The following is a 20,409-nucleotide window of genomic DNA, read 5'->3' on the forward strand; positions in this document are numbered from 1 at the left end:
TCCCCAGGTCCGCAGGCCACGCGCATATGCCGCCCGGATGACCCACAAGGTCTCCGGGCGTCTTGCGTTGCGTCAGGTGATGCCACTGGCCTGCCTGAGCGCCCTACTGACCTGTCTGGCCAGCCTGCTGTGGGGGGCTGGCGATGTCGGCCCCTGGCAGGCGCTGCAGGTGCTGGCCGGACAGGGCAGTGATCAGGCGCGCTTCGTGGTGCTCGAGCTGCGCGCGCCGCGTACCCTGATCGGCATGGTGGTCGGCATGATGCTCGCCTGTGGTGGTGCCCTGATGCAGGTAGTAGCACGCAATCCGCTGGCGGAGCCGGGCTTGCTGGGCGTGAGTGCCGGGGCCTCCTTTGCCGTGGCCGTGGCCTTGTTGCTGGGGATGGAAGCGACCGGCATGCATGTGATGGTGGCGCAGAGTGGTGCGCTGCTGGGTTGCCTGTTCGTGATGAGCACCGTGCGGATGAGCGGCGCACGTCAGGACCCGGTGCGCCTGGTGCTGGCCGGGGCGGCATTGTCGAGCCTGCTGGTGGCGCTGACGTCTCTGGCCTTGCTGATCGACCAGCGCGCGGCCGACGAGATCCGCTTCTGGGTGATCGGCAGTCTGGCCGGACGCTCGCTGGAGGCGCTGTACAGCAGCCTGCCCAGCATCCTGCTCGCGGTGCTGCTGACGCTGTGGCTGGCTCGGCCGCTCTCCGCGATGGTGCTGGGTGAGCAGGTCGCCAGTGGTCTGGGCCATCATCCCAAGCGCGTGCGCAAGGTCGCGATCCTGGTGGTGGCGCTGCTGGTCGGTGCCTCGACGGCCTTGGCAGGGCCGGTGGCCTTCGTCGGCCTCGCCGTGCCCTATGTGGCGCGAGCGCTTTGCGGCGCTGATGTGCGGCGCACGCTGTGGCTGTGCCTGCCGCTGGGGGTGACCATGCTGCTGAGCGCCGATGTGGTCTCGCGGCTGGTCGTGCCGCCTTCGGAGCTGCCGCTGGGGGTGCTGACGACCCTGATGGGCGCGCCCGTGCTGATCGCCGTGGTGCGTGCCCGTCGTCTGCCCGCCCTGTAGTGGCTGGTGCCTCTGGCGCTTGCGGCGTGAACGATGATGGAGGCCAGGTTGGCGCGCATGCCGGCGCCATCGCCTCATTGCTTGAATCGACCGGCCCTGTCAGGCGTTGTCCTGACAGGGCCTTGTTTGGAATCGATGATGTCTAGACCTTCACCGCTTGATCCCCTTCGCTCGGCCCCCACCGGCACGCTCTGGTGGCGACATGGCAAGCTGTCCCTGCTGCTGTTGCGTGCACCGTTGCTGGCGGCCGGAATACTGCTGCTGGCGCTGCTGATGGCCAGTGTCGCCTCGCTGATGCTGGGCAGTGCCGGCCTTGGGCCGTGGGATGCCTTCAAGGCGGCCTTCGGGCACGGCGAGTTCGCCACCGTCTTCGTGGTACAGGAACTACGTCTGCCGCGCCTGCTGGCTGGTATCGCCACGGGCGCTGCCTTCTCGCTGGCGGGCTGTCTGATGCAGACCCTGGCCGGCAACCGTCTGGCGACACCCGGCATCATCGGCATCGACAACGGTGCGACCGCCTTCGCGGTGGCTTCCGTAGTGGGGATGGGCATCTCGCTGGCGCCGCCGGTGATGGCGTTGAGCGGCGCCGTGATCGCCACTGCGCTGGCCTTCGGGCTCTCCGGTGGCATCGGCACGCGCGGTTATCGCTTCCTGGTGGCCGGTATCGGGGTCGGAGCGCTGTTCGGTGCCGGGACACAGCTGATGCTGGCAAGAGTCTCCATCGATGTCGCCAACAGTGCCTACCCGTGGACGGTCGGCAGCCTCAACGCGCGTGACGCCGATTCGCTCACCTGGCTGGGGCTGGCACTGCTGATCGGCGTGCCGATCGCGCTGTGGCTGGGGCGCGGGCTGAATACGCTGCGTTTCACTGACCGCGTGGCGACGGGGCTGGGACAGCCGGTCTCGCGAGTGCGCCTGATCACGCTGTGGCTGTCGGTCGTGTTGACGGCGGCGGCCGTTGCAGTGGCCGGGCCGGTAGGCATGGTGGCACTGGTGGGGCCCGAGATCGCACGCTATCTGTCGCGTCACAAGGGCGTGCCGCTGCTGGCTTCGGCGCTGGCCGGCGCGCTGGTGATGGTGCTGGCAGACCTCGCCGGTCGCACCCTGCTGTCGCCGCTGGAAATCCCGGTGGGTATCGTGATGGCCGTGGTCGGCAGCCCTTATCTGCTGTGGATACTGCTGCGCAGCCCACGCTAGGCGTTGCCCCTATTTTCCTGCTGAGCGGCCAGGGCCAACCCTTGCCGCTCAGCGTCGTACGACAAGTTTCAGCGGCTGATGATGTTTTAGCGGCCGATGATGTATCAGGAGAGTGCGCCATGAGCGCTGAGACGATGCTTGATCCGCGAGCGATGAATTCCCCGGCCGATCGCCACGCCGCGGCTACCACCGATACCCTGCGAGCGAAAGAGCTGTCGCTGGGCTACGGGGCGCGCCAGCGCCATGTCACCGTGATCGACTCGCTGACCCTGGGGCTGCCCGACGGCAAGGTGACCGCGATCGTCGGCCCCAACGGCTGCGGCAAGTCGACACTGCTGGCAGGGCTGGCTCGCCTGCAATTGCCTGAGTCAGGCGCGGTGCTGCTGGAGGGCAAGGACATTCATGCCTACAAGCGGCGTGAAGTGGCACAGCGTATCGCCCTGCTGCCCCAGGAGACGCACTCGCCCGAGGGGGTGACGGTGCATGAGCTGGTGCGCTTCGGCCGCCAGCCCTATCAGGGGGCGCTGAGTCAGTGGTCTGAGGAGGATCAGCGCCTGGTGGCCGAGGCGATGGCCGCCGCCGATATCGAGCGCCTGGCGGACCGTGAGCTGGCGTCGATGTCCGGTGGGCAGCGTCAGCGCGCCTGGATCGCCATGGCGCTGGCACAGCAGACACCCTTGCTGCTGCTGGATGAGCCGACCTCGGCGCTGGATCTCGGCCACCAGATCGAGGTCTTCGAGCTGATCCAGCGTCTGGCCCATGAGGAGGGCAAGACCATCGTGATGGTGGTGCATGATCTGGCCAGCGCCTGCCGCTATGCCGACCACATCGTGGCCATGCACGCCGGCCACGTGATTGCCGAGGGCGCGCCCGCCGAGGTGGTGACGCCGGAGCTGGTGCGCAAGCTCTATGGCGTCGAGTGTCGTTTGATCCCCGATCCGGACACCGGCACACCGCTGCTGATCGGCGTACGCCGCACCAGCGAGCGTCTGAGTGGCAGTGCGACCTGATGAGCCCGAGGCGGTGGCTATGGCAGGCGCCGTGACGCCTGCGTAGCCGCTGCCTGGCCTTGAGCAGGCCTGAGAGAGTGGTCTGCCTGGCAGAATAGGCCAGCCGGAATAGAACGCCCAGAAACAGAAAGGCCTCCCCGAAGGGAGGCCTTTCTGTCACGGATATGGTGGAGGCGACGGGAGTCGAACCCGTGTCCGCCGGCACTCCGCCTTCGGCTCTACATGCTTAGTTTCATTATTTGATTTAACACCACTGCCGCCAATGAACAGGCTACAGCAATGCGATTCTCTGAGTTTTAATCTCGACCTTAGAGACGTCGGCCAAGACGATCCTGTTTATACGGGCTCGTTCTCAATCCACCTTGAACAGGCGCAACGGTATCATGAGCAGCTTATGCAGCTAGAGCGTAGTTGTCGTCGTTTGCGACTATATATTTGCAACGTTTTATTTACGAGATACGTTACGATCTCGGCATGCACCTCAGGGTTTGCCACCAGCGTCGAATGCCAGAACGCCCCCATAACAGTGTTACCACTTTACTGCGTTGCTACGTCTTCATCATAACAGGTGGGGACTGTGCTACGCCAGTTCAAGCGTTCAGGAAAATTTCTGACCTGACAGTAGCTTGCTGGCGTGAGCCTCCTCACGCTGTCCTCAGCGGTCGCGCAGGATACGGGCTTTCTGACGGTTCCAGTCACGGTCTTTCTCGGTGGCGCGCTTGTCGTGCAGCTTCTTGCCCTCCACCAGCGCGATCTCGCACTTCACGATCGCATTCTTCCAGTACAGCTTGACCGGCACACAGGTGTGGCCCTTGTCCTGGGTGCGCGAGAAGATGCGTGCGATCTGCTTCTTGTGCAACAGCAGCTTGCGCGTGCGCTGCGGGTCCGCCACCGCGTGGGTGTTGGCGGTTTCCAGCGGGTGGATGTGGCAGCCCAGCAGCCAGGCTTCGGCATTCTTGATCACGATATAGGTGTCGGTCAGCTGGCCCTTGCCTGCGCGCAGCGCCTTCACTTCCCAGCCTGCCAGTACCAGACCCGCTTCGAAGGTTTCCTCGATGTGGTACTCGTGGCGTGCCTTCTTGTTCTGGGCGATCAGGTTGCCGCCCTGTTCGGGTTTCTTTTTCTTGCCCATGTTGCCTCATTTGTCGTGTGCGCCTGCCGTCATCCAGTGTGGATATGGCACATCCTTCTGGATGGGGGGAGGCGTGTTACCATTCAAGGCCAGACGGCACTTCATGCGCCGGCCCATTGTTCATGATACGCATGCTGCGTATCCAAGTCAGCGGAGAGCTAGATGCCTACGGTCAACCGGTCTGCCCTGGTGCGGCATTCGGCCCGGGCAATGTTCGATCTGGTCAATGATTTCGAGCGTTATCCCGAATTCCTGTCCGGCTGCAGCAACGCGGAATTGCTGGAACGTGATGAGGACCATCTCAAGGGCAGGCTCACCCTGTCCAAGGCAGGCATGCAGCAGAGCTTCGTCACGCGCAATGACCTGTATGCCCCCGAGCGGATTGAGCTGAACCTGGTCGATGGCCCCTTCAAGCGTCTGCAGGGGACCTGGCTGTTCACGCCGCTGGGCGAAGATGCCTGCAAGGTCTCGCTGGAGATGGACTTCGAGTTCAGCAATCGCCTGCTGGGCATGGCGTTCGGCAAGCTGTTCAGTCAGGTCGCCGCTCAGATGGTCGAGGCCTTCACGCGCCGCGCTGACCAGATCTACACCCAGCGCTGACACATGGCCGTTGGCCAGGGTGGAGCGCCGCGCAGGTGATATAAAGGTGGCGAGAGCACAGGAGCAGACATGACAGACAGAATCACGGTCGAGGTGGCCTATGCGCTGCCCGACAAGCAGAAGATCGTCTCGCTGGCGGTCGCCCCCGGCACCACGGCACGCGAGGCCGTGCGCATGGCGCGCCTGGAGCAGCACTTTCCGACGATTGCCGCCGAGGTGTTTCTCGAGGCGGACCTGGGCATCTTCGGCAAGGCGCTGCGCAAGCCCGATGAGCATATGCTGGACGCGGGGGATAGGGTCGAGGTCTATCGCGCCTTGATCACCGACCCCAAGCTTGCGCGCAAGCGGCGCGCCGACAAGGCTGCTCGCGCCGGTCAATGAGACGAGGCGCAGGTGAGCATCAAAAACAGCGGGGCACCTTGAGAGGTGCCCCGCTGTTTTTCTGGCTTGTCACTGAGTGAAGAGGACAGTGATCAACGCTCTTCAGGCAGGTCGGCTGCGCCTGCCTTGGATTCAGCACGGTTAGGCTGTGCCGCGCGAGGGTCGATGTCCAGGTCCGGCACGATGACGGTTTCCTGGTCGATGTCGCCACTCTTGTCGATTTTGGAGAGTGAGTCGCCTGCGAAGGTCAACGTCACGCGCTTGTTGATGATTTCGCCATCCGCTTTCTTGAGGCGATAGACGTAATCCCAGCTATCCTCACTGAAGGGGGCGGTCAGCAGCGGTGAGCCCATCACGTAGATGACCTGTTCGCGGCTCATGCCCGGCTTCAATTGCTCGACCATTTCCGGCTTGATCAGGTTGCCCTGAGGAAGGTCGCGCTTGTAGACGCTGAAGTAGCTGCACCCGGTGAGCAGCGACAGGGCGCTGCAAAAGGCGACTGTTTTGATCAAGTTTTGCATTTGCCCTGAAGATTCCCTATCGTTTTGCCTTGGCCGATCATACCTGATACATCAAGCGACTGCGAAGAGTACCCCAGCATGGCCGATCAGAACCATGAACTGCGCAAGGCGGGACTCAAGGTAACCCTACCGCGAGTCAAGATCCTGCAGATCCTCGAGAAATCGACGGATCGACACCTGAGTGCCGAGGACGTGTACAAGGCGTTGCTTGAGGCTGGCGAAGATGTCGGTCTGGCGACGGTTTATCGTGTGCTCACCCAGTTTGAAACAGCGGGACTGGTGATGCGTCACAACTTCGATGGCGGTCACGCCGTCTTCGAACTGTCCCAGGAAGAACACCATGACCACATGGTATGTCTGGACAGCGGCGAGATCATAGAGTTCTGTGATCCCGAGATCGAGCGCCGTCAGCGCGAGATCGTCGAGGAGCACGGCTATGAGCTGGTCGAACATGCGCTAGTGCTCTACGTGCGCCCCAAGGGTGACAAGAGCGATAGCTGACGCGGGTTGCGTCAGGGATGACGTGGCCGGCGAGCCTTCTCCGGCCAGATACACGAACGGCCGCCCCTGAGGGCGGCCGTTCGTGTATCTGGCGTTCATGTTTTCTCGATCCATGACTCTGGCGTTCGTCTTGTTGAGGAGCATCATTGGACGAATGGACGTCGCTGGCAGTGCATGAACGGCGACTTTGACGACAGCGCTCAGTGGCGGCTGTCGGCAGCGCCGAGCATCTCGCGGGCATGGGCGAGGGTCTGCTCGGAGAGGTGGATGCCGCCCAGCATGCGTGCCAGCTCGCGCACGCGGCCGCTTTCATCCAGCAGTGCCATATGGGTGCGGGTCGTGTCCTTCTCGGCCTGCTTCTCTATATGCAGGTGCTGATGCGCCTGTGCGGCGACCTGCGGCAGGTGCGTGACGGTCAGCACCTGGCCCTTGTCGCCCAATCGACGCAGCAGCTGGCCGACGATCTCGGCGGTGGCGCCGGAGATGCCGACATCGACTTCATCGAAGACCAGGCTGGGGATGGTCGAGCGGCTGGCGGCCACGACCTGGATGGCGAGCGACACACGCGACAGCTCACCGCCGGAGGCGACCTTGGCCAGCGCACGTGGCGGCTGGCCCGGGTTGGCGCTGATGCGGAAGTGGATACGCTCCATGCCTTCCGGCTGCGGGCGCTCCCGCGCCTCGATGGCGACCTCGAAGGTGGCCTTGCCCATGCCAAGGAAGGCCAGCTGGTCCTGGATGTCGCTGGCCAGCTGCGGGGCGGCGGTGGCGCGTCTGGCGCTCACTTCACTCGCCAGCCCCTTCCAGGCCTCACGACGCTGAGCCACTTCTTCGCGCAAGGCTTCAATGGCTTCCTCATCGCCACCCAGGCCGTCGAGTTCTTCGCTCAGGCGCTGATGAAGGCCATGCAGCTCGTCCGGCATCACATGATGCTTGCGCGCGATCTGATGAATGCGGCTCAGGCGCTCATCGACGAAGGCGAGGCGCTCGGGGTCGAGTTCGGTGACTTCCACGAAGCGGTGCAGCTCACGCGCCGCTTCTTCTATCTGGATGCGCGCTTCCTCGAGCATGCCCAGCGCACTGGCCAGTGAGCCGTGCTCGTTGCCCGGCAGATGCGCCAGGCGGGCCAGGGCCTGATTGAGGCGTGACAACGCACCTTCTTCATCGTGATCACAGCACTCGGCGGCGGACTGCGCCTCGGCCAGAATCTGCTCGGCATTGGCCAGCGTTTCCTGCTCCTGCTCCAGGGCTTCCAGTTCCCCTTCGCACAGCGCCAGTTCATCGAGCTCCTCGACCTGGTAGCGCAGCAGCTGGCGACGTGCACGCACCTCATCGCCATCATTGCTCATGCGCTTGAGGCGCCGGTGCGCCTCCTGCCAGTGGCGGAAGTCCTCGCGCAACTGGGCAGCCTGAGTCTCCAGGCCCGCATATTCGTCGAGCTGACGCAGATGCGTCTCTTCCTTGAGCAGGGAGTGGTGGGCGTGCTGGGAGTGGATGTCGATCAGGTGCTCGCCCAGCTCGCGCAGGTCGGCGATGGTACAGGGCGTGCCGTTGATCCAGGCCTTGGAGCGGCCGCTGGCAGTGATGACACGACGCAGCAGGCAGTCATCGCTGCCCAGTTCGCGCTCATCCAGCCACTGACGGGCGTCGCCAAGGTCACTGATATCGAAACGCGCGATGAGGTCGGCGCGGTCGGCGCCATGCCGTACGCTGCCGGCATCGGCGCGCTCGCCCAGGCACAGGCCAAGGGCGCCGAGCAGGATGGACTTGCCGGCACCGGTCTCGCCGGTGATGGCGGTCATGCCACGGCGGAAATCGAGTTCCAGCGTTTCGACGATGGCAAAATCTTGGATGGCGAGTTGCAGCAGCATGACTACCTCCGAGGGGGCTTTGACGTACGCCGTGCTGGGAGAACATCAGCGGACCCGGACTCGATGGGCGGGCTACGGTGTCGCCATACAGTATGTTTATACAGTGAACATGGCTTTTTATACAGCACGTTCGGGTGGCCTTCAATCCATGCCGGACTCAGTGGTGAGAAAAGCCCGCGGCAAGGCTTGAGAAGCGATGTGCTGTCCCCATATAGAGGCACTGACACTTTCAGTCGGCAGCAATGGCCTGGCCTTGCTGCCTCTCAAGGCAACTCATGGCCTGTCTGTCAGCCCAGTGCGCGTGATGCTTCGCGACAGACTCAGCAGGCCACGAATCAGGGCAATGGCGCACAGACGTCGGCCCGCAGGAGATCAGCATGGCTCAGGACCCGCAGACCCCGATGGATGAAGAGCTTCAGCGTGCCGCTCGCGATGCCGAGCCGCAGCCGGAAACGCCGGAAGGTGAAGTGATCGACAACGTACTGGATGCCGACGATACCGGCGCCGAAGGCACTCTGGTGGACAACCCGGAGGCCGAGATGCTGGCCGCTCAGGTCGAAGAGCTTGAGCAGGCCGTCAAGGAAGCCAAGGACCAGGCGCTGCGTGCGGCTGCCGATGCGCAGAACGCGCGCCGTCGTGCCGAGCAGGACGCCGAGAAGGCGCGCAAGTTCGCGCTGGAGAAGTTCGTCAAGGAAATGCTGCCGGTGGTGGATTCCCTCGAGAAGGCGCTGGAATCCATGTCCGATGACGAAGCGGCCAAGACCCACGTCGAAGGCATCGAGATGACCTTGAAAATGCAGTTGGATGCCCTGAACAAGTCAGGCGTCGAGCAGCTGGATCCGCACGGCGAGCCCTTCGATCCGGAATACCATCAGGCTGTCGCCATGGTGCCGTCCCCGGACGCGGAGCCGAACAGCGTCATCGACGTGATGCAGAAGGGTTACACCCTCAATGGCCGCCTGGTGCGTCCGGCGATGGTGGCAGTCAGCAAGGCCTCCTGAGGCCTGCGCGCTCTCGACGCCCGATCGGCGTTGGATCGCGCCCTGTGGGGGGCTCAGGGCGATCCGGCCCGGGAAAATTTGCCCGGCCGGGTCTTGAAACCCTGACACGCGACCCCATCTAGAGAAACAAGTTCAGGCACCGACACAAGGTGCCGATATCCAGACTTATCTTTCAGGCTAGCAACAGATTCGAGGTATACGATTATGGGACGCATCATCGGTATTGACTTGGGGACTACCAACTCCTGTGTGGCAGTGCTCGACGGCGAGAAAACCAAGGTCATCGAAAACGCTGAAGGCGGTCGCACCACACCGTCCATCATCGCTTACACCGACGACAACGAGATTCTGGTCGGCCAGTCGGCCAAGCGTCAGGCAGTGACCAACCCGGAGAACACTCTCTTCGCGGTCAAGCGCCTGATCGGTCGCAAGTTCAAGGATGATGTGGTTCAGAAAGACATCAAGATGGTGCCGTACAAGATTGTCGAAGCCGACAACGGCGACGCCTGGGTGCAGGTGAAAGACAAGAAGATGGCACCGCCGCAGATCAGTGCGGAAATCCTCAAGAAGATGAAGAAGACTGCGGAAGACTACCTCGGTGAAGAAGTCACCGAAGCCGTCATCACCGTGCCGGCCTACTTCAACGACTCCCAGCGTCAGGCGACCAAGGACGCCGGCCGCATCGCGGGTCTCGACGTCAAGCGCATCATCAACGAGCCGACTGCCGCAGCCCTCGCCTACGGCATGGACAAGTCTCGTGGCGACAAGACCATCGCGGTCTACGACCTGGGCGGCGGTACCTTCGATATCTCCATCATCGAAGTCGCCGACGTCGACGGTGAGACCCAGTTCGAAGTGCTCGCCACCAACGGCGACACCTTCCTGGGTGGTGAAGATTTCGACATGCACCTGATCAACTACCTGGTTGACCAGTTCAAGGCAGACAGCGGTATCGATCTGTCCGGCGACAACCTCGCCATGCAGCGTCTGAAGGAAGCCGCCGAGAAGGCCAAGATCGAGCTGTCCAGCGCGCAGCAGACCGACGTGAACCTGCCGTACATCACGGCTGACAATACCGGTCCGAAGCACCTGAACGTCAAGGTGACCCGTTCCAAGCTCGAGTCTCTGGTCGACGACCTGGTCGCACGCTCTCTGAAGCCGTGCCAGACCGCACTGTCCGACGCTGGCCTGTCCGCCTCCGAGATCGACGACGTCATCCTGGTCGGTGGTCAGACCCGTATGCCGCTGGTGCAGTCCAAGGTGGCCGAGTTCTTCGGCAAGGAAGCGCGCAAGGACGTCAACCCGGATGAAGCGGTCGCTGTCGGTGCTGGTATCCAGGGCGGCGTGCTGGGTGGCGACGTCAAGGACGTGCTGCTGCTGGACGTGACGCCGCTGACCCTTGGTATCGAGACCATGGGTGGCGTGCTGACGCCGCTGATCGAGAAGAACACCACCATCCCGACCAAGAAGTCTCAGGTGTTCTCCACCGCTGACGACAACCAGGGCGCGGTGACCATCCACGTCCTGCAGGGTGAGCGCAAGCAGGCCGCGCAGAACAAGTCTCTGGGTCGCTTCGACCTGGCCGACATTCCGCCGGCACCGCGCGGCGTGCCGCAGATCGAAGTCGCCTTCGACCTGGATGCCAACGGTATCCTGAACGTGTCCGCCAAGGACAAGGCGACCGGCAAGGAACAGTCCATCGTCATCAAGTCTTCCGGCGGCCTGTCCGACGAAGAGATCGAACAGATGGTGCGTGACGCGGAAGCCAACGCCGACGAAGACAAGAAGTTCGAGGAAATGGTCCAGCTGCGCAATCAGGCCGACGGCATGATTCACGCGACCAAGAAGACCCTGACCGAAGCCGGTGACAAGGCCGAAGCCAGCGAGAAGGAAGCCATCGAGACGGCGATCTCCGAGCTGGAAGAAGCCCTGAAAGGCGACGACAAGGATGCGATCCAGGCCAAGCTGGATGCACTGACCGAAGCGTCCGGCAACCTGGCGCAGAAGCTCTACGCCGAGCAGGGCGCCCAGGGTGAGCAGGCTGCCGAAGGTCAGGCTGGCAAGAAGCAGGACGACGACGTGGTTGACGCCGAGTACGAGGAAGTCAACGACGACAAGAAGTCCTGAGGGATTTCTTGAACGACGTCTGATGACAGCGCGGGAGCCTTGTGAAGGTGTCCCGCGTTGTCGTTTGCATCGGTGGCGCCTTGCGCTGGCCGCAAGCCACCGGTGACAACCGGCATTCCAGAACAGACCGGCAGCCTCAGGCTGCCAGCAATCCAGGCGGACCTGATCCATGTCCAAGCGTGATTATTACGAAGTGCTTGGTGTCGAGCGTGGCGCCGACACCAAGGACATCAAGAAGGCGTACCGACGCCTGGCCCAGAAGCATCACCCGGACCGTAACCCGGATGATGAAACTTCGGCCGAGAAGTTCCGTGAAGTCTCTGAAGCCTACGAAGTGCTGTCCGATGCTGACAAGCGCGCCGCCTATGACCAGTTCGGTCATGCCGGTGTCGATGGTCAGGGCGGCGGTGGCTTCGGTGGCGGCGGCTTTGGCGGTGGTGGTGCCGGCGGCTTCGGCGATGTGTTCGGCGATGTCTTCGGTGACATCTTCGGTGGCGGCGGTGGTCGTCGCAACCCGAACGCTCCGCAGCGCGGCAGCGACCTGCGTTACAACCTGGATCTCGATCTGGAATCGGCGGTTGCCGGTACCACGGTCGATATCCGCGTGCCGCGTCTGGCCGCCTGTGGCCACTGCGATGGCGATGGTGCCGAGCCGGGTTCCAGCAAGGAAACCTGCCCGACCTGCAATGGCATGGGCAAGGTGCGCATGCAGCAGGGCTTCTTCGCGGTCGAGCAGGCGTGTCCGACCTGCCACGGTCGTGGCGAGAAGATCAGCGTGCCGTGTCGCAAGTGTCACGGCGAAGGCCGCGTCCAGGAATCCAAGACCCTCTCGGTCAAGATTCCGCCGGGCGTCGACACCGGCGATCGTATCCGTCTGAACGGCGAAGGCGAGGGCGGTGTCAACGGCGGGCCGTCAGGTGATCTGTATGTGCAGGTCAACCTGCGCGAGCACGATATCTTCAAGCGCGATGGTCGTCACCTGCAGTGTGAAGTGCCGATCAGCTTCGTCGATGCGGCGCTGGGCGGCGAGCTCAACGTGCCTACTCTCGACGGACGTGTCGTGCTGAAGATTCCGGCCGAGACCCAGACCGGCAAGCTGTTCCGTCTGCGCGGCAAGGGTGTCAAGCCGGTGCGCGGCGGCCCCGCCGGGGACCTGTTGTGCAAGGTGGTCATCGAGACCCCGGTCAGCCTGAATGAAGAGCAGAAGGAGCTGCTGCGTCAGTTCCAGCAGAGCCTCGGTGATACCGGCAAGAGCCATTCACCGAAGGAGAACAGCTTCTTCGATGGCGTGAAGAAGTTCTTCGAAGACATGAAGCCCTAGGCATCTGCCTTGCCGTCCGCGGGCCAGTCCCGTGGATGGCCTTCATGCAAGAGAGCCCCGCACTCGATTCATCGAGTGCGGGGCTCTCGCGTTTCAGGCCTGGTAGCTCAGTCCGGGATGCGACTATTCCGGCGCCGTTTCAGCCGTGAAGGCCTCGGGTTCGATGACGGCAAAGCAGCTCAGCAGCGTGGTCTGGAAGCTGCTGAAATTGTCATCCGAGATCATCAGGAAGCGATTGCCTTCCAGGTGCGTCAGTCCTTCGAAGTTGTCCAGCGACCAGCCATCGCCACTCGACAGGCGTGCCAGGGTGCGCACCTCGGCCTGGGTGCCGGGTTCGCCGAGGTGCGCGCGGCGCAGACTGATCACCAGTGGGAAGGGTGGCGAGAAGGCGCGCTCCAGCATCAGCATGTCACCATCGGGCAGCATCTCCATCGCGGTCAGACTCGAGCCGGTATCGCTGGCCAGCGGGTAGCTCCACTCGTGCTTGTCATCGAGGCTGAAGATGCGCGTCATGCCCTCGCTCATGCCCTCCGGCGTGGCTTCCAGCCCGGCGAGCAGACCGTATTTCGGATGCAGGGTCAGGGCTTCCATGCCGTTGTTGGGTGCCGCACCACGCGCGCCCATCGGGGTGAAGGGCTCATTGACGGCAAGGCCGCTGGGCAGGAAGTGTTCGACGCGTGGCTGCTGCTCGAAGCTGATCACCAGGCGGGAGTCGCCGCGGCGGTCATTGTTCGCGCGTAGCAGCTGCAGGCCTTCGGCGTCACTGAGGGTGCCGCGCAGCGAGACATCGGTCTCGTCGCGCAGGGTGTAGGTATTGAGCGCCTTGGCCCCGACCAACTCACCATGGCGGAAGGCGAGGCGCAGACGATGCAGCCAGCCGCGGTCCGACACGGCATACAGCAGTGACTCGTCCTGATCCCAGCCGATGTCCGACAGGCCACCGACGGGAGTGTCATCCAACCACTTGCCCGGCAACCTGAGCGTGCCGCACCACTGGATTTCCGGGAACTCGCTCTTCTGTTCCGGCGATGCCAGCGTGTAGGGGCGCGGGTGAACGCCGCAGGCGCTCAACAGGCCGGCAAGCGCCGTGGTGGCAGCGATGGTCTGAAGCATGCGCCAGCGGCGCGAGGCGATGGATTGGCGTGCAGGCATGCTGACTCCGGAGACTGAGCAGTGATGAGAAAAATGACGATCAACAGGAGACAACTTGGTACGAGGCTACTCTAGCGCGTAACCGGCACAAATACATGACGTCAGCCAACGCTGCAGGCGGCTGATATACTCGTCGGCACAGTACCGGTGGCACGCTCGGGGCATTCTCGCGGGCTGTCACCCTCAAGACCCACAACAGGCAGGAGTCAGCATGACCCGTATCGCAATCATGGGCGTCGCCGGACGCATGGGACGCACGTTGGTCGAGGCCGTCGGTGCAGTGGAAGGTCTGTCGCTGGCGGCGGGCATCGTCGAATCCGGCAGCTCCCTGGCGGGCGTCGACATCGGTGAGCTGGCGGGTCAAGGCCGTCTGGGCGTGGTCGCCAGCGACAGTCTGGCTGCCGTGGTGGATGACTTCGATGTGGTGATCGACTTCACCGCACCGCAAGTGACGCTGGCCAATCTGGCGCTGTGTGCCAAGCACGGCAAGCGCATGGTGATCGGCACGACCGGTTTCACGCCGGAGCAGCTCGAGCAGCTGGATGGCTACCGTGACAGCGTGCCCTTCGTGTTCGCGGCCAACATGAGTTCCGGCGTCAACCTGACCCTCAAGCTGCTGGAGACCGCCGCGCGTGCCTTGGGCGATGCCGGCTACGACATCGAGATCATCGAGGCGCACCACCGTCACAAGGTCGATGCCCCCTCCGGCACGGCGCTGGCGATGGGCGAAGCCGTGGCACATGCCATCGGGCGTGACCTCGCCACCCACGGTGTCTTCGCGCGTGAAGGTCAGTGCGGCCCGCGTACCGACAAGGAAATCGGCTTCGCCACCGTGCGTGCCGGTGACATCGTCGGTGAGCACACCGTGATGTTCGCCACCGAAGGCGAGCGCATCGAGATCACCCACAAGGCGTCCAGCCGCATGACGTTCGCCAAGGGCGCGGCACGTGCAGCCGAATGGTTGTCAGGGCGTGAAGTCGGCCGTTATGACATGCAGGATGTGCTGGGGCTCAAGTGAGCGAAGTGGAGAGCAACGTGGGGAGCGAAATGGAGAGCGAAGCGCTGAGATGACAGTCTGGCGACATTCAGGAGAATTTCTTGAAAGCTGTCTCGGTGGGCAGGATGCGGCGCAAGTGTGAGCCACCAGGGCCGCCTTGTGCCGCTGGACTGCTTCGCTTTACAAGCGGTGTGCAGTGTCCTGGCTTGGCCAAGGGTTTCGTCAAGCTGACCGCAGCGACGAAACGACCGTATCGTGGGCCTTGTCGCCTGTTGGCGGGGCATGCGCGGGGTGGTCAGCACTCAAGGATTCCGGTAATCTCTACCCAATTTGGCCACGTTCTTGGCCGCCCTATTGGTTGCCGTTTTGGCAGCGCTCGGGCCAGCAGCATTCCGAAGAATGATAACAAGCGGGATGAAACCTGATTTTTCGGTTTCGTCCCGCTTTTTTGCAACCTGAATTTGCCGCTTCTGGCGCACGTCTGTCCAGTGACAGACTCTCGGCAGAAGTCGGCAGCGGGACACAGGCTCGGCGAATGCCGAGCACGATAATCAAGCAGCATGTCCGGTGTTCGACCGCGGATTCCGGGCAGGAAAGTGGACACTATGGGGAGGACGTTGCGTTGATCAAACCCGCGATACTGGCCTTGGAAGACGGCAGTGTATTTCACGGCAGCGCCATCGGTGCTGATGGGCAGACCAGCGGCGAGGTGGTGTTCAACACCGCCATGACCGGCTACCAGGAAATCCTGACCGATCCCTCCTACACCCGACAGATCGTCACTCTGACGTATCCGCACATCGGCAATACCGGCATCAACGACGAGGATACCGAGTCCGATCATGTCGCGGCCGCCGGCCTGGTCATCCGCGACCTCCCGCTGCTGGCCAGCAACTTCCGTTCCACTCGCTCCCTCGATCAGTACCTGCGCGACGAGAATGTCGTCGGCATCGCTGACATCGATACGCGTCGCCTGACGCGCATCCTGCGCGAGAAGGGCTCCCTGAACGGTGCCATCCTCGCCGGTGAAGATGCCCAGGGTGATGATGCCGTCGAACGCGCGCTGGAAGCGGCACGCGCCTTCCCGGGTCTGAAGGGCATGGACCTGGCCAAGGAAGCCTCCTGCAGCGAGCAGTTCGAGTGGCACGAAGGCGAATGGACACTGGGCGAAGGCTACGCTGATACCCGTGAGTCCGAGCGTCCCTTCCACGTGGTCGCCTACGACTACGGCGTCAAGCACAACATCCTGCGCATGCTGGCATCCCGCGGCTGCCGCCTGACCGTCGTGCCGGCTCAGACGCCTGCCGCTGAGGTGCTGGCGCTCAACCCGGATGGCGTCTTCCTGTCCAACGGCCCGGGCGACCCCGAGCCCTGCGACTACGCCATCACCGCGATTCGTGAAGTGCTCGAGACCGACACGCCGGTCTTCGGCATCTGCCTGGGTCACCAGCTGCTGGCACTGGCCTCCGGCGCGACCACGGTCAAGATGGGCCACGGTCATCACGGTGCCAACCACCCGGTACAGGACCTCGACAGCGGTGTGGTGATGATCACCAGCCAGAACCACGGCTTCGCAGTGGATGAAGCGGGCATGCCGAGCAGCCTGCGCGCGACGCACAAGTCGCTGTTTGACGGTAGCCTGCAGGGCATCGAGCGCACCGACCGCCCGGCCTTCAGCTTCCAGGGTCACCCGGAAGCCAGTCCCGGCCCGCAGGACGTCGCCCCGCTGTTCGATCGTTTCATCGAGATGATGCGCGCGCGACGCTGAGCCGAGCGCAGGCCCGAGGGCCTGATCCATCGTTGAGTTCAGTCACCAGATCATTGCGGGAAGAGACATGCCGAAACGTACAGACCTAAACAGCATCCTGATCATCGGCGCCGGCCCCATCGTCATCGGCCAGGCGTGCGAGTTCGACTATTCCGGCGCACAGGCCTGCAAGGCCCTGCGTGAAGAGGGTTACCGGGTCATCCTGGTCAACTCCAACCCGGCAACCATCATGACCGACCCGGTGATGGCCGATGCGACCTATATCGAGCCGATCACCTGGGAAACCGTGGCGCGCATCATCGAGAAGGAGCGCCCGGACGCCATCCTGCCGACCATGGGCGGCCAGACTGCGCTGAACTGTGCGCTGGCGCTGGAGCGCGAAGGCGTGCTCGAGCAGTACGGTGTCGAGATGATCGGTGCCAACGCCGACACCATCGACAAGGCCGAAGACCGTGATCGCTTCGACAAGGCGATGAAGAAGATCGGTCTGGCGTGCCCGAAGGCCAAGGTCGCGCACTCCATGGAAGAGGCCTGGGAAATCCAGGCCGAGCTGGGCTTCCCGTCCATCATCCGTCCCAGCTTCACCATGGGCGGCTCCGGCGGCGGCGTGGCGTACAACCGTGAAGAATTCGAAGAGATCTGCCATCGCGGCTTCGAGCTGTCGCCGACCCGCGAGCTGTTGATCGACGAATCGCTGCTGGGCTGGAAGGAATATGAGATGGAGGTCGTTCGTGACAAGAACGACAACTGCATCATCGTCTGTGCCATTGAGAACTTCGACCCGATGGGCGTGCACACCGGCGACTCCATCACTGTCGCCCCGGCCCAGACCCTGACCGACAAGGAATACCAGCTGATGCGTGATGCATCGCTGGCCGTTCTGCGTGAGATCGGCGTCGAGACCGGCGGTTCCAACGTCCAGTTCGGCATCTGCCCGGACACTGGTCGCATGGTCGTGATCGAGATGAACCCGCGCGTGTCGCGTTCCTCGGCGCTGGCTTCCAAGGCGACCGGTTTCCCGATCGCCAAGATCGCCGCCAAGCTGGCAGTCGGCTACACCCTGGACGAGCTGCAGAACGATATCACCGGTGGCAAGACGCCGGCGTCCTTCGAGCCGTCCATCGATTACGTCGTCACCAAGATTCCGCGCTTCACCTTCGAGAAGTTCCCGCAGGCCAATGACCGCCTGACCACGCAGATGAAGTCGGTCGGCGAAGTCATGGCCATCGGCCGTACCTTCCAGGAATCCCTGCAGAAGGCCCTGCGTGGCATGGAGACCGGCGTTGATGGTCTCGATCCGATCGTCGAGAACTTCAGCGACGAGAACATGGCGCGTATCAAGGGCGAGCTGCAGGCTGCCGGTGCCGAGCGTATCTTCTACATCGCCGATGCCATGCGTGCCGGTCTCGATATCGAAGAGATCTTCCGCCTCACCAACATCGACCGCTGGTACCTGGTGCAGCTGGCCGACCTGATCGCTCAGGAAGGCGCAGTGGCCGCAAGCTCGCTGGGCGAGATGGACGCCGATCGTCTGTTCCGTCTCAAGCGCAAGGGCTTCAGCGATGCGCGCCTGGCGCGTCTGATGGGCGTGTCCGAGAAGGCCTTCCGCAAGCACCGTCAGAAGCAGGGCATCCGTCCGGTCTACAAGCGCGTCGACACCTGTGCCGCCGAATTCGCGTCCGACACCGCCTACATGTACTCCACCTATGAGGAAGAGTGCGAGGCGGAAGTCAGCGACAAGAAGAAGATCATGGTGCTGGGTGGCGGTCCGAACCGTATCGGCCAGGGCATCGAGTTCGACTATTGCTGTGTCCACGCCTCCCTCGCCATGCGCGCGGACGGCTACGAGACCATCATGGTCAACTGCAATCCGGAAACGGTCTCGACCGACTACGACACTTCCGATCGCCTCTACTTCGAGCCGGTCACCCTGGAAGACGTGCTGGAGATCGCCGACAAGGAACAGCCGGTCGGTGTCATCGTCCAGTTCGGTGGTCAGACGCCGCTGAAGCTGGCGCGTGAGCTCGAAGCCGCCGGTGTGCCGATCATCGGTACCACGCCGGACGCCATCGACCGCGCCGAAGACCGCGAGCGTTTCCAGCAGATGATCGAGAAGCTCGGTCTCATCCAGCCGGAAAACGCCACCGCGCGCAGCTTCGAGGAGGCCTTCGTCAAGGCCGAGGTCATCGGCTACCCGCTGGTGGTGCGCCCGAGCTACGTACTGGGCGGCCGCGCGATGGAAATCGTCTACTCCGCCGCCGAGCTCGAGAACTACATGACCCACGCGGTCAAGGTCTCCAATGACTCGCCGGTGCTGCTGGACCACTTCCTGAACGCGGCCATCGAGGTCGACATCGACGCGGTGTCCGACGGCAAGCAGGTCGTGATCGGCGCCATCATGCAGCACATCGAGCAGGCCGGTATCCACTCCGGTGATTCCGCGTGTGCACTGCCGCCGTACTCGCTGCCGGCAGACGTCCAGGAAGAGATGCGCGAGCAGGTCAAGCGCATGGCGCTGGAACTCAACGTCGTCGGCCTGATGAACGTGCAGCTGGCCTGGCAGGATGGCGTGATCTACGTCATCGAGGTCAACCCGCGCGCTTCACGTACCGTGCCATTCGTCTCCAAGTGCATCGGCCAGTCGCTGGCGCAGATCGCCGCGCGCTGCATGGCCGGCCAGACCCTGGAAGAGATCGGCTTTACCCAGGAAATCGTGCCGACCTTCTACAGTGTGAAGGAAGCGGTGCTGCCGTTCGCCAAGTTCCCGGGGGTCGACCCGATCCTGTCGCCGGAAATGAAGTCCACCGGCGAAGTGATGGGCTCCGGCGATACCTTCGCGGAAGCCTTCTACAAGGCGCAGCTGGGTGCCGGTGAAGCCATCCCGGCCCTGACTGGCGATCGCAAGGCTTTCCTGTCCGTGCGTGAGTTCGACAAGGCGGGCGTTATCGAGGTGGCCCGCTCTCTGGTAACATTAGGCTTTACGCTTTGTGCTACCCGTGGCACGGCAGAGGTGATCGCCGCTGCCGGCCTCGAGGTTGAACCCGTCAACAAGGTGTTCGAAGGGCGGCCGCATATCGTCGACATGATCAAGAACGGCGAGATCGCCTATATCGTCAACACCACAGAGGGACGTCAGGCCATCAATGACTCGTCCGTGATCCGTCGCACGGCGCTGGCGCACAAGGTGCCCTACGCCACGACGCTGGCGGGTGCCAATGCCGTGTGCATGGCGCTTGCCTACGGCAACGACGTCAAGGTCCGTCGTCTCCAGGATATGCATGCAGGAGTCATGATATGAGTAGAAGTCCGATGACCGTCGAGGGCGAAGATCGCCTTCGCAAGGAGCTCGAGCACCTAAAGGGCACTGAGCGTCCCCGGGTCATCGCTGACATCGCGGAAGCCCGTGAGCACGGCGATCTCAAGGAGAATGCCGAGTACCACGCCGCGCGTGAACAGCAGGGTTTCATCGAGGGGCGTATCCAGGAGATCGAGTCCAAGCTCTCCATGTCCCAGGTGATCGATGTCACCAAGTTGCCGAAGACCGGCAAGGTGATCTTCGGCACCACGGTCGACCTGATGAACCTCGATGATGATAGCGAAGTGCGCTATCGCATCGTTGGCGAAGATGAAGCCAGCATTAAGGACGGCAAGATCTCCGTCACCTCTCCGATCGCGCGAGCGCTGATCGGCAAGGAAGAAGGGGATGTCGTGGTCGTGCGTACCCCGGGTGGCGATGTGGAGTATGAAATCTCCGAAGTGCATCACATCTGAAGCACGTCACA

General features: G+C 63.0%; 17 protein-coding genes and 1 other RNA gene. 13 read left to right on the plus strand and 5 right to left on the minus strand.

Annotated features, from left to right (window positions below):
• The first annotated feature begins 79 nt into the window (after positions 1-79).
• The 3 genes from F8A90_RS00600 (at position 80) to F8A90_RS00610 (ending at position 3,255) form a co-directional block, all read left to right on the plus strand.
• A complete protein-coding gene (locus F8A90_RS00600; protein WP_233593618.1) occupies positions 80-1,048 on the plus strand; it encodes a FecCD family ABC transporter permease in 969 nt (322 codons plus the stop codon).
• Positions 1,049-1,186: 138 nt separating this feature from the next.
• The gene (locus F8A90_RS00605; RefSeq protein ID WP_166019034.1) at positions 1,187-2,245 is read left to right on the plus strand and encodes a FecCD family ABC transporter permease; all 1,059 of its coding nucleotides are present in this window, start codon (positions 1,187-1,189) and stop codon (positions 2,243-2,245) included.
• Between the two features lie 152 nt (positions 2,246-2,397).
• Positions 2,398-3,255 (plus strand): ABC transporter ATP-binding protein, encoded by an 858-nt coding sequence (locus F8A90_RS00610; RefSeq protein ID WP_200019812.1) that lies wholly within the window; start codon positions 2,398-2,400, stop codon positions 3,253-3,255.
• A gap of 165 nt (positions 3,256-3,420) precedes the next feature.
• Here the strand turns inward: F8A90_RS00610 and ssrA are convergent.
• Both ssrA and smpB read right to left on the minus strand, forming a co-directional pair.
• Positions 3,421-3,775, minus strand: a transfer-messenger RNA (tmRNA) gene (ssrA, locus tag F8A90_RS00615).
• A 135-nt stretch (positions 3,776-3,910) separates the two neighbouring features.
• Entirely contained in the window at positions 3,911-4,387 is a 477-nt protein-coding gene (gene smpB, locus F8A90_RS00620; RefSeq protein WP_043333345.1) for an SsrA-binding protein SmpB, read from the minus strand.
• Positions 4,388-4,549: 162 nt separating this feature from the next.
• On the opposite strand from smpB, the gene F8A90_RS00625 reads away from it, so the two are divergent.
• Together F8A90_RS00625 and F8A90_RS00630 are read left to right on the plus strand one after the other, a co-directional pair.
• Positions 4,550-4,987 carry a type II toxin-antitoxin system RatA family toxin gene (locus tag F8A90_RS00625; protein WP_043333347.1) on the plus strand — a complete coding sequence of 146 codons (438 nt, stop codon included), beginning with the start codon at positions 4,550-4,552 and terminating at the stop codon, positions 4,985-4,987.
• Positions 4,988-5,056: 69 nt separating this feature from the next.
• Complete coding sequence (locus F8A90_RS00630) at positions 5,057-5,368, plus strand: RnfH family protein (protein ID WP_200018422.1); 312 nt, start codon at positions 5,057-5,059, stop codon at positions 5,366-5,368.
• A 92-nt stretch (positions 5,369-5,460) separates the two neighbouring features.
• Here the strand turns inward: F8A90_RS00630 and F8A90_RS00635 are convergent, their stop codons facing one another.
• Positions 5,461-5,889, minus strand: a complete 429-nt coding sequence (locus tag F8A90_RS00635) for an outer membrane protein assembly factor BamE (protein ID WP_200018424.1) — start codon at positions 5,887-5,889, stop codon at positions 5,461-5,463.
• A 78-nt stretch (positions 5,890-5,967) separates the two neighbouring features.
• On the opposite strand from F8A90_RS00635, the gene fur reads away from it, so the two are divergent.
• Positions 5,968-6,390 (plus strand): ferric iron uptake transcriptional regulator, encoded by a 423-nt coding sequence (gene fur, locus F8A90_RS00640; RefSeq protein ID WP_043333352.1) that lies wholly within the window; start codon positions 5,968-5,970, stop codon positions 6,388-6,390.
• Positions 6,391-6,590: 200 nt separating this feature from the next.
• Here fur and recN read toward each other — a convergent pair whose 3' ends face one another.
• Positions 6,591-8,261: a DNA repair protein RecN gene (gene recN, locus F8A90_RS00645; RefSeq protein ID WP_200018425.1), complete on the minus strand. Its 1,671-nt coding sequence runs from the start codon at positions 8,259-8,261 to the stop codon at positions 6,591-6,593.
• A gap of 377 nt (positions 8,262-8,638) precedes the next feature.
• Here recN and grpE point away from each other — a divergent pair, with 377 nt between their 5' ends.
• The 3 genes from grpE (at position 8,639) to dnaJ (ending at position 12,710) form a co-directional block, all read left to right on the plus strand.
• Positions 8,639-9,262, plus strand: coding sequence for a nucleotide exchange factor GrpE (grpE, locus tag F8A90_RS00650; RefSeq protein WP_166019030.1), 624 nt, complete (start codon positions 8,639-8,641; stop codon positions 9,260-9,262).
• Between the two features lie 204 nt (positions 9,263-9,466).
• Positions 9,467-11,389, plus strand: a complete 1,923-nt coding sequence (gene dnaK, locus F8A90_RS00655; RefSeq protein ID WP_166019029.1) for a molecular chaperone DnaK — start codon at positions 9,467-9,469, stop codon at positions 11,387-11,389.
• A 169-nt stretch (positions 11,390-11,558) separates the two neighbouring features.
• Positions 11,559-12,710, plus strand: a complete 1,152-nt coding sequence (dnaJ, locus tag F8A90_RS00660) for a molecular chaperone DnaJ (protein WP_166019028.1) — start codon at positions 11,559-11,561, stop codon at positions 12,708-12,710.
• 123 nt (positions 12,711-12,833) lie between these two features.
• Here dnaJ and F8A90_RS00665 read toward each other — a convergent pair whose 3' ends face one another.
• On the minus strand, positions 12,834-13,862 hold the full coding sequence (locus F8A90_RS00665; protein ID WP_200018426.1) for an esterase-like activity of phytase family protein: 1,029 nt from the start codon (positions 13,860-13,862) through the stop codon (positions 12,834-12,836).
• Positions 13,863-14,073: 211 nt separating this feature from the next.
• On the opposite strand from F8A90_RS00665, the gene dapB reads away from it, so the two are divergent.
• The 4 genes from dapB (at position 14,074) to greA (ending at position 20,398) form a co-directional block, all read left to right on the plus strand.
• Entirely contained in the window at positions 14,074-14,880 is an 807-nt protein-coding gene (dapB, locus tag F8A90_RS00670; protein WP_200018427.1) for a 4-hydroxy-tetrahydrodipicolinate reductase, read from the plus strand.
• 601 nt (positions 14,881-15,481) lie between these two features.
• Positions 15,482-16,627 carry a glutamine-hydrolyzing carbamoyl-phosphate synthase small subunit gene (carA, locus tag F8A90_RS00675; protein WP_200018429.1) on the plus strand — a complete coding sequence of 382 codons (1,146 nt, stop codon included), beginning with the start codon at positions 15,482-15,484 and terminating at the stop codon, positions 16,625-16,627.
• A gap of 67 nt (positions 16,628-16,694) precedes the next feature.
• Positions 16,695-19,925: a carbamoyl-phosphate synthase large subunit gene (gene carB, locus F8A90_RS00680; RefSeq protein WP_166019024.1), complete on the plus strand. Its 3,231-nt coding sequence runs from the start codon at positions 16,695-16,697 to the stop codon at positions 19,923-19,925.
• Positions 19,922-20,398: a transcription elongation factor GreA gene (greA, locus tag F8A90_RS00685; RefSeq protein WP_043333374.1), complete on the plus strand. Its 477-nt coding sequence runs from the start codon at positions 19,922-19,924 to the stop codon at positions 20,396-20,398. The genes carB and greA overlap by 4 nt, the downstream gene beginning before the upstream one ends.
• Positions 20,399-20,409: the final 11 nt, after the last annotated feature.

The sequence above is a fragment of the Cobetia sp. cqz5-12 genome, from assembly GCF_016495405.1.
Classification (GTDB): Bacteria; Pseudomonadota; Gammaproteobacteria; order Pseudomonadales; family Halomonadaceae; genus Cobetia.

Bases quoted from the DNA above. Each gene is read 5' to 3' on its own strand.
- F8A90_RS00600 (WP_233593618.1), top strand. From the start codon at position 80: ATGCCACTGGCCTGCCTGAGCGCCCTACTGACCTGTCTGGCCAGCCTG.
- F8A90_RS00605 (WP_166019034.1), top strand. From the start codon at position 1,187: ATGTCTAGACCTTCACCGCTTGATCCCCTTCGCTCGGCCCCCACCGGC.
- F8A90_RS00610 (WP_200019812.1), top strand. From the start codon at position 2,398: ATGAATTCCCCGGCCGATCGCCACGCCGCGGCTACCACCGATACCCTG.
- smpB (WP_043333345.1), bottom strand. From the start codon at position 4,387: ATGGGCAAGAAAAAGAAACCCGAACAGGGCGGCAACCTGATCGCCCAG.
- F8A90_RS00625 (WP_043333347.1), top strand. From the start codon at position 4,550: ATGCCTACGGTCAACCGGTCTGCCCTGGTGCGGCATTCGGCCCGGGCA.
- F8A90_RS00630 (WP_200018422.1), top strand. From the start codon at position 5,057: ATGACAGACAGAATCACGGTCGAGGTGGCCTATGCGCTGCCCGACAAG.
- F8A90_RS00635 (WP_200018424.1), bottom strand. From the start codon at position 5,889: ATGCAAAACTTGATCAAAACAGTCGCCTTTTGCAGCGCCCTGTCGCTG.
- fur (WP_043333352.1), top strand. From the start codon at position 5,968: ATGGCCGATCAGAACCATGAACTGCGCAAGGCGGGACTCAAGGTAACC.
- recN (WP_200018425.1), bottom strand. From the start codon at position 8,261: ATGCTGCTGCAACTCGCCATCCAAGATTTTGCCATCGTCGAAACGCTG.
- grpE (WP_166019030.1), top strand. From the start codon at position 8,639: ATGGCTCAGGACCCGCAGACCCCGATGGATGAAGAGCTTCAGCGTGCC.
- dnaK (WP_166019029.1), top strand. From the start codon at position 9,467: ATGGGACGCATCATCGGTATTGACTTGGGGACTACCAACTCCTGTGTG.
- dnaJ (WP_166019028.1), top strand. From the start codon at position 11,559: ATGTCCAAGCGTGATTATTACGAAGTGCTTGGTGTCGAGCGTGGCGCC.
- F8A90_RS00665 (WP_200018426.1), bottom strand. From the start codon at position 13,862: ATGCCTGCACGCCAATCCATCGCCTCGCGCCGCTGGCGCATGCTTCAG.
- dapB (WP_200018427.1), top strand. From the start codon at position 14,074: ATGACCCGTATCGCAATCATGGGCGTCGCCGGACGCATGGGACGCACG.
- carB (WP_166019024.1), top strand. From the start codon at position 16,695: ATGCCGAAACGTACAGACCTAAACAGCATCCTGATCATCGGCGCCGGC.
- greA (WP_043333374.1), top strand. From the start codon at position 19,922: ATGAGTAGAAGTCCGATGACCGTCGAGGGCGAAGATCGCCTTCGCAAG.